Source organism: Halomicrococcus pelagicus (assembly GCF_050954125.1).
The window spans coordinates 593,236-605,995 of the sequence record NZ_JBPBWC010000001.1 but is presented as its reverse complement, the minus strand read 5'-3'; the positions used below and the strand labels follow the sequence as shown (position 1 = coordinate 605,995).

At 68.1% G+C, this 12,760-nt stretch carries 12 protein-coding genes; 3 read left to right on the top strand and 9 right to left on the bottom strand.

Going from position 1 to position 12,760, the window contains the following annotated elements; all coding sequences use genetic code 11:
* Positions 1-6: 6 nt before the first annotated feature.
* The 3 genes from ACRYA2_RS03385 to ACRYA2_RS03375 form a co-directional block, all read right to left on the bottom strand.
* Positions 7-444 carry an NUDIX domain-containing protein gene (locus ACRYA2_RS03385; protein WP_433624214.1) on the bottom strand — a complete coding sequence of 146 codons (438 nt, stop codon included), beginning with the start codon at positions 442-444 and terminating at the stop codon, positions 7-9.
* Between the two features lie 26 nt (positions 445-470).
* On the bottom strand, positions 471-3,212 hold the full coding sequence (locus ACRYA2_RS03380; RefSeq protein ID WP_433624212.1) for an ATP-dependent helicase: 2,742 nt from the start codon (positions 3,210-3,212) through the stop codon (positions 471-473).
* Positions 3,213-3,337: 125 nt separating this feature from the next.
* Positions 3,338-4,183 carry an endonuclease/exonuclease/phosphatase family protein gene (locus ACRYA2_RS03375; RefSeq protein WP_433624210.1) on the bottom strand — a complete coding sequence of 282 codons (846 nt, stop codon included), beginning with the start codon at positions 4,181-4,183 and terminating at the stop codon, positions 3,338-3,340.
* Between the two features lie 83 nt (positions 4,184-4,266).
* Between ACRYA2_RS03375 and ACRYA2_RS03370 the strand changes: the two genes are divergently transcribed.
* Positions 4,267-4,998: an MBL fold metallo-hydrolase gene (locus ACRYA2_RS03370; RefSeq protein ID WP_433624208.1), complete on the top strand. Its 732-nt coding sequence runs from the start codon at positions 4,267-4,269 to the stop codon at positions 4,996-4,998.
* Here the strand turns inward: ACRYA2_RS03370 and ACRYA2_RS03365 are convergent.
* The 6 genes from ACRYA2_RS03365 to msrB all read right to left on the bottom strand — a co-directional run bounded on the left by ACRYA2_RS03365 (position 4,995) and on the right by msrB (position 11,269).
* A complete protein-coding gene (locus ACRYA2_RS03365) occupies positions 4,995-5,588 on the bottom strand; it encodes a hypothetical protein (protein ID WP_433624206.1) in 594 nt (197 codons plus the stop codon). The genes ACRYA2_RS03370 and ACRYA2_RS03365 overlap by 4 nt on opposite strands.
* 126 nt (positions 5,589-5,714) lie before the next feature.
* Entirely contained in the window at positions 5,715-6,803 is a 1,089-nt protein-coding gene (locus ACRYA2_RS03360) for an mRNA surveillance protein pelota (protein ID WP_433624204.1), read from the bottom strand.
* Positions 6,804-6,838: 35 nt separating this feature from the next.
* Positions 6,839-7,522: a helix-turn-helix domain-containing protein gene (locus tag ACRYA2_RS03355; protein ID WP_433624202.1), complete on the bottom strand. Its 684-nt coding sequence runs from the start codon at positions 7,520-7,522 to the stop codon at positions 6,839-6,841.
* A gap of 84 nt (positions 7,523-7,606) precedes the next feature.
* A complete protein-coding gene (gene rqcH, locus ACRYA2_RS03350; RefSeq protein WP_433624200.1) occupies positions 7,607-9,700 on the bottom strand; it encodes a ribosome rescue protein RqcH in 2,094 nt (697 codons plus the stop codon).
* Between the two features lie 145 nt (positions 9,701-9,845).
* Entirely contained in the window at positions 9,846-10,706 is an 861-nt protein-coding gene (locus tag ACRYA2_RS03345; protein WP_433624198.1) for an MBL fold metallo-hydrolase, read from the bottom strand.
* Positions 10,707-10,864: 158 nt separating this feature from the next.
* The gene (gene msrB, locus ACRYA2_RS03340; protein WP_433624196.1) at positions 10,865-11,269 is read right to left on the bottom strand and encodes a peptide-methionine (R)-S-oxide reductase MsrB; all 405 of its coding nucleotides are present in this window, start codon (positions 11,267-11,269) and stop codon (positions 10,865-10,867) included.
* An 89-nt stretch (positions 11,270-11,358) separates the two neighbouring features.
* Between msrB and ACRYA2_RS03335 the strand changes: the two genes are divergently transcribed.
* Together ACRYA2_RS03335 and dph2 are read left to right on the top strand one after the other, a co-directional pair.
* Complete coding sequence (locus tag ACRYA2_RS03335; protein ID WP_433624194.1) at positions 11,359-11,511, top strand: HVO_A0556 family zinc finger protein; 153 nt, start codon at positions 11,359-11,361, stop codon at positions 11,509-11,511.
* A gap of 154 nt (positions 11,512-11,665) precedes the next feature.
* The gene (gene dph2 / locus ACRYA2_RS03330) at positions 11,666-12,715 is read left to right on the top strand and encodes a diphthamide biosynthesis enzyme Dph2 (RefSeq protein ID WP_433624192.1); all 1,050 of its coding nucleotides are present in this window, start codon (positions 11,666-11,668) and stop codon (positions 12,713-12,715) included.
* The last annotated feature ends 45 nt before the right edge of the window (positions 12,716-12,760 follow it).

Here is a 12,760-nt window from a genome sequence, read left to right as displayed (position 1 = left end):
CGAAGACTACCAGCCGAGGTCGGCCCGGTGCTGCTCGGCCCGTTCGACGCTCGCCTCGGTCCACGGCGGCGCGTCCGGGTGGTCGACCACCTCGTCGGCGGTGAGCCAGAACACCTCGGCGACCTCCTCCGGTTCGCGGGGGCGGGCCGTCCCGGACTCGTGACGACCGAGAAAGACCACGTTCACGCAGGGGTCGCCGTCGGCGAGGAACGCTCCACTCTCGACGTAGCGCAGTTCGCCGACCTCGACCCCGACCTCCTCGCGCACCTCCCGGCGGGCGGTGCGTTCGAGCGCGTCCTCGGCTTCCTCGATTCCCTCGACCGTACCGCCGACGAACGAGAGCGTCCCGGTGGCGTGGTCCTCGCTATCGGCGCGGCGCGCAATCAGGAACTCGCCGTCCCGGACGACCGCCGCCTCGACGTTGACGACGTAGCGTTGATTCATGGAGAACTATCTACGACCAGAATATTTCAATCTGACTCAACGAGCGCGTCGCCCTCTCCCCCTATCTCGTTCAGGACGCGCTGGTGGAACTCCTGGAGGACGGCGCTCTCGTCCTCGGCGAGCACCACGTCGCTGGCCATCAGCGTGGCGAGGCCGAACGCCCGGGGCGTCGGCGAGTCGACCCGCTTCTGGACGACCTCGACGTCGCCGGACTGGACGTCCGCGAGCACGTCCTCGACCGCCGAGACGGCGAGTTTGTCCTCGATTATCTCGCGGTACGTCTCCTCGATGACGGCGAACTCCTCCAGGTCCTGGGCGAAACCGAGCAGCATCTCGCTCGACACCTGCTGTTCGCTCGCGGACTTCTCGTACCCCTTGTAGCGTTTGAGTATCATCAGCGACCGCGTCGCGTTGATGCGGAAGTACCGCTGGAGCAGTTCGGTGCCGTCGAGCGACGCCCGGAGGTCGCTCCGCACCTCGTCTGGCGAGACGTCGCGGAGGATGCGCGCGACGTCGACCTTCCTGTTCAGGGGCATCGAGACGGTGAAGCCGTTGTCCGCGACGGCGACGGAGACGTTGGTGTTGGCGGCGTTGGCACAGCGGTAGGCGACGACCCGGGAGAGGCCGTCGTTGAACTTCCGGCCGTAGTTCGAGTGGACGTAGTAGTGGCGCTCGTACTCGTCGCGGTCCAGTTCCACCTCGACGGCGATGCGTTCGGCGGTGCTGACGCTCTCCGCCCCCGCGTACCGGACCTGCTCGTCGAACGTGCGGGTGATGGCGCGGACGCTGTTCTCGTCCAGCGGGAACTCCCGGAGCCACACCCGGACCGCGGGCTTGCCGCGGTCGGTCAGGCGCGCCAGCAGTTCGCCCTGGAAATCGAGGATGGCGCGTCCGAGGTCGTAGGAGAGGGGCAGGCGCTCGGAGAACCACGAGGGGACGGTCGGCCGGGCGCTCGTGCGGTCGACGTACACCTTCGACCCGCGCCGGTAGCGGAACTCGAAGTGCTGGCCCCCGAGGACGAACACGTCGCCTTTCTCCAGGGTGTCGAGGTAGCTCTCGTCCAAGTCGCCCACCCACTCGTCGTCCGCGCGAGTGAACACGTCGCAGGAGAACGAGTCGGGGATGGTGCCGATGTTCGTCATGTAGATGACGCGCGCGAGGCGGCCGCGCTTGCCGACAAGCGGTTCGCCGACCGGGAACTCCTCGTAGTGGTGCTCGCCGTCCGGCGGGTCGTTCTCGTCGCGCCACACCTTCGCGTAGACGTTCTTCTCCTCCAGTCCCTCGTAGTCGGCGGTGAGATAGCGCATCAGCGACTCCCACTCTTCGTCGGAGTAGTTCCGGTAGGGGTACGCTCGCCGGAGCGTCGCTCGCACGTCCGCCTCGCGGCGCACCTCGTTGATGGCCATGCCGTAGACGTGCTGGGCCGCGACGTCCTGGGCGTTCTCCGGGACGAACACGCGGTCGACGAACCCTTCCTCGGCCTTCTTCAGCATCACGGCGCACTCCACGAGTTCGTCGCGGTCGAGCGCGACGACCCGGCCCGTGACGGTCTGGCCGAGGCGGTGGCCGGCGCGGCCGACGCGCTGGAGCAGCGAGGCGACCGATTTCGGGCTTCCGACCTGCACCACGAGGTCGACGTGGGGCATGTCGATGCCGAGTTCGAGGCTCGTCGAGGTGGTCACCACGTCGAGCGCGCCGGCCTTCAGTCGCTCCTCTACGTCCTGGCGGGCCTCCTTCGAGAGGCTACCGTGGTGACAGCCCGAGTTGTCCTCGTCGTAGGCCTCGAAGCGGTCCCGGAGGTTCTGGAGGACACGTTCGGCTCCCGACCGCGTGTTCGTGAACACGAGCGTGTTCGTGTGCTCTCCGATCAGTTCGTCCAGCCCCTCGTAGAACCGGTCCTGGACCACGTCCCGCGGCGTGTGGACGAGGTCGTCGGTCGGACACTGCAGTTCCAGGTCGAACTCCCGGACGAACCGGGTGTCCACTATCTCGTACTCCCGGCTGGGGCCACCCGGCGACTCGCGGCCGACGAGGAACTCCGCGATGTCCGAGAGCGGTTCGACCGTCGCGGAACAGCCGATGCGGGTCGGCGACGTCTCGGCGGCGTCCTCCAGCCGTTCGAGGCTGACCGAGAGGTGAGTGCCGCGCTTGCCGTCCGCGAGACTGTGAATCTCGTCGACGACGACGTACTCGACGGTCTGGAGCTTCTCGCGGAACTTCGGCGAGTTCAGTAGGATGGCCAGCGTCTCTGGCGTCGTGTTGAGGACGTGGGGCGTCTCTTTCAGCATCCGCTGGCGCTCGCTGTCCTCCGTGTCGCCGTGGCGGATGGCGTGGCGCACCTCGCTGACCTCCTCGCCGCGTTCGTCCATCCGCTCGCGGATACCCGACAGGGGCCGTTCGAGGTTCCGGTGGATGTCGTTGGCGAGCGACTTCAGCGGCGAGACGTAGAGGCAGTAGACGGAGTTGTCGAGGCCATCCTCGCGCTCGCGCCGGAACAGTTCGTTGAGGATGGCGGTGAAGGAGGCGAGGGTCTTGCCCGACCCCGTCGGCGAGGCGACGAGCGCGTTCTCGCCCTCGTGGACGAGCGGAATCGCCTCGCGCTGGGGCGGCGTGAAGAAGCCGCCGTTCTCGGGGACGTACTCGCCGAACTGCTCGACCCACCACTCCCTGACCGCGGGTTCGAGCAGCGCCAGCGTCTCCTCGTCGCGGAGGGTGACGTCCTCGGCGAAGTCGAACCCCTCGCGCGCCAGCAGCGCTCTCCCATCCATCGATTTGCCGTTGGAAGCCGGCGAACAAGAGGATTGTGTCCCCGGAGTGAAAGTGAAACGAACGGCCTAGTGTCCGCCGTCGTCCGCCCGGTCGTCGACCGTCGACGCCGACGGCAGCACCGGCGTCACGTCCGTCGCACGTCGGCGACGACGGGGAAGTGGTCGGAGGGGTGGGGAGCGTCCGTCCCGACCGTCAGAGCGGTCTCGATGTCGAACGTGGCGGTCGGAAGGACGTAGTCGATTCGCTCCCCGGGCGTCCCGGTGAACCCGTGGAACGTCCCCTCCGGGCCGGAGACGCTCGCTGCGAGGTCCCTGGCGGACCGCAACTCTCCCGCCGTCAACCGGTCGAGGACGTCCGACCCCGGCGGAGCGTTGCAGTCGCCGACGACGACCGCGGGGTAGTCGAGGGCGGCGACGTGGGCCGCGACCGAGGCCGCGCCCTCGCGCCGTGCCACCGCCCCCACGTGGTCGAGATGCACGCTGAGAAAGCGGAGCGGCCGGCCGTCCAGTTCGAGGTCGACCCACGTGACGACGCGGGGACAGCGACTGTCCCACCCGACGCTCGGTTCGTCGGGCGTCTCCGAGAGCCAGAACGCGTCGGCGTCGACCCGGTCGAACCGGTCCGGGCGGTACGCGACCGGAACGTGCTCGCCCTCGTCCCCGCCGCGTCGACCGACGCCGAACCACTCGTACTCCGGGAGGTGCCGGCGGAGGTAGTCGAACTGCGCCGGCAGCGCCTCCTGCAGTCCGAGGAGGTCGGCGTCGAGGGCCGAGAGCAGTTCGACCGCCCGCTCCCGCCGGTTCGGCCACGCGTCGCGCCCGTCCTCGGGTTCGTCGTACCGGACGTTGAACGTCGCGACGCGGAACGCCGTCGTCCGTCCGGGGGCGCCACTGTTCGCGCCGTCGGCGGTCTCGTCGCCGCCGTCCGTCCCCACGGTCACGTCGACCCCTCCGTCGAATCCGTGCTCCATCGCGTTCGAAGCGTTCGCTTCCAGGCAGTTACCTTCACCGGGCGACCGAAGCCGTTTTCGGCCGCCCGACCGGGGATACGCACATGCGAGTCACGTTCCTCGGTACTGGTAGCGCGATGCCGACCGGCGAGCGGTTCCAGACGGGCATCCTGCTCTCGGACGAGGACCGCCGCCTGCTGGTCGACTGCGGGAGCGGCGTCCTCCACCGCCTCCAGCAGGCCGGCGTCGGGTACGAGAACGTCTCGACGGTCCTGTTGACGCACCACCACCTCGACCACGTCGCCGACCTCCTCCCCCTGCTGAAGGCGCGCTGGCTGGCCGGCGAGGAACGCCTCGAAGTCGTCGGCCCCGAAGGGACGAAATCCCTGCTCGACGACCTGCTCGCGGTCCACGACTACCTCCGGGACCGCGTCGACCTCCAGGTGCGCGAGGTCGGCGCGCACGAGTTCGAGGTCGCCGGATTCGACGTCGAGGGGTACGAGACGCGCCACTCGATGCCCTGCCTCGCCTACCGGTTCGGCGACCGGTTCACGTTCAGCGGCGACAGCGAGGCGTTCGAGGGACTGGCGAACTTCGCCGACGGCTGTGCCGTGCTCGCCCACGACTGCTCGTTCCCCGACGGCGTCGACGTGTCGAACCACCCGACGCCGGCGAAACTGGGAGAGGCGCTGTCCGGCGCGGACGTCGGCCGGGTCTACCTCACCCACCTCTACCCGCACACGGACGGCAACCACGAGGAGATGGTCGACTCCATCGGCGAGCGCTACGACGGCGACGTGCGCTTCGCGGAGGACCTCCTGTCGGTCGACATCTAACGTGCGGCGGGGGGCTCCGGCGCTCCCGCCGTTCGGTCGACGGACGTCGATTCGCCGTCTATCCCGAAGCTCGCCTTCCCGAGCGGTAGCTCGCGGTCCCGGACCGTCAGGAGGCGCTGGAGGACGAGTTCGCCGTCGAGCCACAGGTCGGCGTCCGGGGGGAGGTCGTGGACGCGACACTCGAGCCGGAGCGTCCCGTCGCCCCCGGCGGTGACCTTCGAGGCCGCGACGTTCGCCGGCGGCTCGTCGAACTCCTCGGTCCAGACGAAGTTGTGGCAGGTCGCGCCCGTCTCGGCGAGCCCCAGACGGAGGTGGCCGCCCGCGACCCGGGCGTCGAGGCTGCTGTCGTTGTCGAGCGTCACCGCGACGACGACGTCGGTCGGCGAGCGGTCGTCCCCTCCCTGCTCGTTCGTCGGCTGGTCGCTCGCGGACGACGCTCGCACGTCTGCGACCGACACGTCGTCGACGAGCGGCCCGAACATCCGGTTCTCGTAGTCGTCCGAGAGCCGCATACCGACGACGGGGACGAGCCGGAGCAGGTAGTAACCGGCGACGATGCCCAGCCTGGCCAGCAGGTAAAACGACAGCACTCCCGGTAGTTCGGGAGGCCGTCGTTTAAGCGTTCTCGCCGCGGAAAACGCGAACGTGGCCGGCGCGTCCACCGACGGGGTCGGGAGGGGCAACCCCCGACGGCGGTCGGCGGAATCGACCGTGGCTCACTGCAGCCGATAGCGCAGAAGCGCCGCGATGCCGCCGAGGTTCCGCAGTTGCTCGCCGGGGGCGAACTCGCCGGAGAAGACGGTCACCTCGCCGCCCTGCTGTTCGACGCTCTTGATGACCTCGTTCACGTCCACGCTCCACTCGCCCTCGCCGGACTCCTCCTCGCCGGTCGCGCCGCGTTCGGTGCGCAGTTTCTCGTCGAGGACGAGCAGCGTCTCGACCGCGCCGAACTCCGCGGCCTCCGCGACCTCCTCGATGCCGTACGCGACCTTTGCGCCGTCGCCGATGCGCTTCGTGAGTTCGTCGATGAGTTCGGCCTCCTCGGCGATGCGGGTCTCCTCCTGGACCTCGGCGACCGCGCCGCGTTTCAGCACCTCGTGGACGCCCCGGTCCCCGACGGCGCTGGTGTCGACCATCGTGATGTGGTCGGCGAGGTCGGGGTACTCCTCGGTGACGTAGTCCTCGGCGTCCTGCTTCGTGAATCCCGGCCCGGCGAGGACGATGGCGTCCACGTCGAGCCGCGAGAGCACCGCGCCGAGTTCGTCGAACAGTTCGTCGCGGCCGCGTGCGTACTCGCCCTTCCCCGTCGTTCCCGTCAGCGAGGCGTACTCCTCGGTGCCGTACTGGGCGACGGTGTGGACGTGGGCCTCGCCCTCCTCGACGGTGGCGATGGCCACGTCGGGCGAGTCGGTCGCCTCCACGGCGTCCTCCAGGCGGTCGAGCTGGTCGCGCTTCCAGCGCTTCTCGACGCTCAACTCGTCGCGCTGCTCCACGTTGAGCGTGTGGTGGAACCCGAGCTGGTCCTCCCGGGAGCAGTCGGTGATGACCCCGCCGACCCGTACCCGGTTGGCGAACTTGTGGAACTCGACGCTCTCGACGTCGATGGTGACGTGCATGTGCTCGCGCTCGCCGCCCGTGTCGCGGGTCTTGTCGTCGTCGCGCTGGATGCGCCGCGTCGTGTCCCCCGACACGAGGTCGCCCGGCTCCAGCAGGTAGGTGAGATGCCAGAGGTCGTCCAGGCTCTCCGGGACGAGCGTGATGCGCTCGCGCTCCCCGTCGAGGGACGTCCGGTCTTTCACTTGCATGGCCGAACGTCCGGTCCCGCCCGGTAAGTGCCCTGCTATTCGCGACCTTCGGCCCGGTCGTCGTCGACCGCCTCCTGGACCACGTTCTCGTGGCCGCGCCGCAGTCGTTCGGAGATGGCCTGGTGGGAGACGCCGAGTTCCTCAGCGAGTTCCTCCGTCGTCGCACCGCGCGGCACGTCGTAGTAGTTCCGGTCGACGGCGGCCCGGAGCGTCTCGTACTGGTCGTCCGTGAGACCGCCCTGCGCCGCTCCGAGTGCGTTCGCCCGGCCGTGAATCGTCTCGACCGTCACCGACAGCCCTGCCGCCTCCCAGTCGTCGTACGCCGACGACATCGCGGCCCGAGTGGGGAAGAAGAGTTCGAACTCCCACTCGGCGTCGCGTCCGGTCGCGGCCAGCATCGACGCGTCGCGACCCAGCAACGTGTCGAGCACGCTGCAGACGTCGTCGCTCCACGTGACGTAGAGCAGGTCGCACTGTCCGCAGTCCGACAGCACCGTGGCGTCGTCGACGCTCGAATCCTTCCCGAGTAGTTCGGTCAGGGACTCGCCGCGCAGCATGCGGAGGAACGGCATCGGACGGTCGCTTCCGTTGGCGGCGACGCGCGCCATCTCGAACGTCGCCTCCGGTTCCTCGTCGAACGTCTCCGCCAGTGCGAACGTCTCCGCGGGAACCCGTACGTCGGCCCTCGTCGGTGACCGTTCCACCGAAACTTTCGCCATCGAGCGATGGTATGCGAATATTGACCTAAATAGAAACTGGCCGGCTCTCCCGGCGTTCGCGACGCGGGCGAGGCCGGGCGACGCTCACTCCTCGACCTTGCGACTCCCGCCCGCCGGCAGGAACTCCTGGATGCGGTCGGGACTCGCCACCTTCCGGACGAAGGAGGTGTCGGCGAACCGCTCGCGGAACTCCCGGTAGAGACGCTTGGCGATGTCGTTCTGGGCGTACTGGCCCGGTTCGACCTCGACGTGCGTCTCCGTCCGCGGAACGACGGCCGACGGCGGTCCGCCGAGGACGCGGGTGTGCGGTTCGACCATGATGCCCACCGCGACGCCGACCGGGACGTCCCGGAAGTAGTTACGGTCGCCGCGGATGGCGAACCCGCCTTTCTCAAGGTATTCGCCGCTCTCTGGCGTCTTGCTCACCTGGTCCGGCGAGACGGTGTACGCGTCCCCGGAGAAGCGACCGTCCTTCCACACCGACGAGTAGGAGACGGCGAACTGGGCGGCCTCCCGCTTGCTCTCTTCGGGCACGTCCACGTCCTGCGCCGGTTCGCTCGGGTCCGAGGTCTTCAGCACCGTCACCGGGCCGCCGTGGGCCTGCGCGTGGAAGAACAGGTCGTGGCGGTCCATGTACTTCTGGACGATCTCCTCGTTCTGATCCGCGTTCCGGCCGCCGATGACGAGGAAGCCGTCGCTGGTGCGGAACCAGCGGAACCGGTCGTACCACTGCTCCTGGTCGCGTATCGGGATGGACGACCGCGACAGCCAGTCGACCTCTCGCTCCTCGCCGCCCTCCTCGTCCGTCTCGTCCGGTTCGGCCTCCCACTCCTTGCGGCGCTGCTTGACTGCCTCCAGTTCCTCACGCGTGTCCTCGATGGCGGCCTGCGCGCCCTCCTTCTTCTCCTCGACGCGCTTGGCCTCGGTGTATAGTCGGTCGGCGTTCTTCTCGACTCCGGCCTCCGGGTCGAGTTCGACGTCCGTCCCCTCTATCTCGACCGTGACCGTCCCCTCGCGCTCGTCGACGCCCTGCACCGCTTCCGCCTCGGGGATGCCCTGCTCGGCTCCCTCGGCGAACCGCTCCTCGATGTCCTGCCAGGGGGTGTCCCGCTCGCGGGCCTGCCGGACCGTCGACAGGATCTCGTCGACGAGGCCGTAGTTGCCGTACAGCAGTTCGGCCTTCTCGCGCTCCCGTTCGGCCTGCTCCTCGAACCCCTCGATGGCTCCCTGCTGTTGCTCGATGATGCGCTTCTGTTTCTCTATCTGGGCCTCGAAGTCCGGGCGCTGGCGCTCGGTTTCCTCCTCGTCCTCGGTCAGGTCGAGGTTCGTGAAGTAGTCGTCGACGGCGGCGTTGAACGAGTCGAACGACTCCGAGTCGAGGCCGGCGTACTCCTCCAGCGGGAACGGCGTCACGTCCACGCGACGGTCGTCCTCGTAGTACACCCGCGGGTCGAACTGCCCCGTTTCGAGCGGCTCTTTCAGCCGCTGGACCGCGTCGTACAGCTTCTCGTACTGCTCCTCGTCGGCGTCCGAAATCGCCGTCTCCTTCTCGACGCCGGCCCGCGTGCAGACCTCCTCGGCGTAGAGTCCGCCGAAGTTCAGTTGCGTCGCCAGCGTCCGGACGAGGTCGGTGTCCGACTCGTCCATCTTCGCCGCAAACGGCTCGTAGTCGATGGTCAGGGGGTTCAGTCGCGAGTCGGGGAACCCGTACTGCGACCCGGGAGCGACCGTCCGGGACTTCAGCCGCACCGTGTCCAGCGAGTCGACCACCTCGTCGTTCTCGTCGAGTACGGCGACGTTGCCCTGGCCGAACAGTTCGGCGACGATGGTGGTGTCGCCGTCCTGTCGCTTGAAGTGGAACTGGAGGATGCGGTCGAACTCGAACTGTTCGACGCCGGCGAAGTCCGCACCCGACAGCCGGTTCCGCAGCATCTTGGCGAAGTTCGGCGGTCGTCCCGGCGCGGCCGGGACGTGCTCGGGCGCGGCGGCGTGCGCCCGTTTCACGTCGCCGACCTCCACGAGCAGTTCGACGCGACCCTCGTCGAAGTCCCGCATCTTCAGGCGCAACAGGTCGTCGCCGTAGAGGTAGGCCTTGTCGACCTTCGCCCCCTCGTAGGCTCCCAGCTCTCGCACGACGGCGGCGAGGTCGATGCTGGAGAGTTCCTGCTTTTCGTCCATACCGGCGATTTCTCGGGGCGACCGGAAATGCGTGTCGTTCGGTGGTACGGCCGAGAGACGACCCTGCGGCCGAGCGCGATGCGGCGGCAGCGTCGGCCGCCGGCAGTCGTGGACGCGACCGTCGGCGGAAGATTCTCCCTTCGAGTCAAACGGAGAGGGTCATGCCGTCGTGGCCGAACCGGAGGTCGAGGTCGGCGTACTCCGCCTCCAGCGCGCGGTAGTCGTCGTAGCTCCGCTGGAACGCCTCCTCTATCTCCGTGAGGACGGTCCGTTCGGGGCGCACCGAGCGGACCTGTTCGACCGTCTCCGCGAACGTCTTCTCCAGTCGCGTCTCGCGCTCCCAGAGGTCGTCGGTCAGGAGCCGATTCCCCTCCGGGTCCTCGCGGAACAGGCCGCACTCGTGTATCCACAGGTCGAGATCGTCGGGAAGACGGTCGACGTCGAGGAACTTCGTCTCGTCAGGCGTCACGACCGCCGACGAGTCGTCGTCCTCGAAACGGTAGCCGTAGACGAGTTCGTCGCCGCCGGGTTCCATCTCCCAGCCGAGGCAGGTCGCGGTGACGTCCCCGAGGTCCAGCGTCTCGCCGTCCGACAGCGTCTCGAACTCGACAAACCCCCAGTCCTCGTAGTCGGCCACGACGCCGTGCGCGTCGTCGAGGAGGGCCATCGTCGCCTCGCCCGCGACGACCGTTACGGGGTCGGCGACCCACTCGGAAACCGGGTAGTCGTCGCGTCCGAGCGCCTGCACGACGCGCAGGCCCCGGACGTGGTCGCTGTGATGATGCGAGAGGAAGACGTACTCCACGTCATCGATTCGCTCGCGGTTCAGCATTCGCCACACCGCCTCCGGCGCATCGACGAGCGCCTCCGCGTCGTGGAGGAAGGTGGCGTTGCCCGCCCGGGCGTACGGGACTCCCTCGTCGCGGGCCTCGATGCAGACCCGGCAATCGCAGGTCGACATCGGCGTCGGGAAGTTGCCGCCCGACCCCGGTACCGTCACGTCCATGCGCTCTCCTCGCCGGGGGGTGAAAGAATCAGCGATGTGACGGAACGGCCCGCGGGTCGTCCCGGCGACCGGACGCCCACCCGTCCCGTCCGTCGCTCCCAGTCCGACGCCGCTCGTCGTCCGTCCGATTCGTCACCGCTCGCAGTCAACCCCGTTCCTCACTCCTCGTCCTCGAAGTCGAGTGCGACCGAGTTGATGCAGTAGCGTTTCCCGGTCGGGTCGGGGCCGTCGTCGAAGACGTGCCCGAGGTGACCGCCACAGTTCGCGCAGACGACCTCCGTCCGCTCCATCCCGTGGCTGTGGTCGGGGCGCAGTTCGACCTTCGCGTCGTCGGCGTCGTAGAAGCTCGGCCAGCCGCAGCCGGACTCGTATTTCGTCTCCGAGTCGAACAGTTCCGTGCCGCAGCCGGCACAGACGTATGCGCCGTCCTCTTTCCGATCCAGGTGCTCGCCGCTGAACCGCGGTTCGGTGCCCTGCTCCCGGAGGACGCGGTACTCCTCCTCGGAGAGAATCTCGCGCCACTCGGCGTCGCTGTCGGGCAGTTCGGTGTCTGACTGTCCCATCTCGGCGGAGATACGTGCCGGAGCGGATTGAACCCTCCGCCGCGGAGGCCAGCAAGTTGATGAGGGTCGGCGGTGACGTTTCGAGCGATATGAGTTCGACGACGAAGTCGAGCGTCATCCGACGCCTCGAAGGTCGACAGTGCCAGTGGTGCGAGGACGGACGGCTCGAGCGAGACACCTACAAGGGCAACAGGGCCGCTGTCTGTCAGTCCTGCGAGACGCCTGCCGTCCAGATCTGGTAGCGCTCTCGTCGCGGTCTTCGCCTCTTCTCTTTTCGCAATCCTCTCGGCCAGGAGGCACCCCCGTCGGAGCGTCGTCCGTCGACCGGGAGGGCGTCGTCCGGCGGTCGCTCCCGAACCGCGGGAGTTAACCGTCCGTGACAGCTACGACGCTCCAATGAGCCAGCAGAGCGAGTACAGCGAGGGGGACCTACGGAAGACGGGAATGTCGCTACGCCACGACCGGGAGTGGGACTACGAACTCGACCGCATCGTCTCGGCGGTCGAGGAGCGCGACGCGGAGACCGTCGGCCTGCAGTTCCCCGAGGGACTGAAGCGCCGCGGCCCGAAGGTCGCAGACGACCTGCGGGAACTGCTGGGCGACGACGTGACCGTCATGATGTCGGGCCAGCCCTGTTACGGCGCCTGCGACCTCGACACCTACCTGATGAAGCGGACGGACGTGTTCGTCCACTTCGGCCACTCGCCGATGAAGAACACGGACAAGGTCATCTACGTCCCGCTGTTCTCGAACGTGGACGTCTTCCCCATCATGGAGGAGGCCACCGAGGAACTCGACGACCCCGACGAGAATTCCGGCGTCGGTCTCGTCACGACCGCCCAGCACATGAACCAGTTCGATGACATGAAGACGTGGCTCGACGACCGCGGATTCGACGTCCACACCCGCCGGGGCGACGACCGCCTCACCCACGAGGGGCAGGTGCTCGGCTGCAACTACGCCAGCGCCGACATCGACGCCGACCAGGTGCTGTACGTCGGCGGCGGGAAGTTCCACCCGCTCGGCCTCGCGATGGAGCACCCCGACAAGTCGGTGGTCATCGCCGACCCCGTCAACAACGTCGTGACCATCGCGGACACGGAGCAGTTCATGAAGCAGCGCTACGCCTCGGTCCACAAGGCGATGGACGCCGAGAAGTGGGGCGTCATCTTCTGTACGAAGATCGGCCAGGGTCGCTGGGAGGTGGCCCAGGACATCGTCGACGACAACGACGACGCCTACCTCATCACGATGGACGAAGTAACCCCCGACCGCCTGCGGAACTTCGACATGGACGCGTTCGTCAACACGGGCTGTCCCCGCATCACGACCGACGACGGCCCGCAGTTCCACAAGCCGATGCTCACCCCCGGCGAGTACGAGATCGCCATCGGCGAAAAGCCGCTCGACGAACTGAACTTCGACACCTTCCACGGCACCTGGTAACCTCCCCGTCGGCCCGACAGCGCAATTCTTACCCCCCTGGTCCGG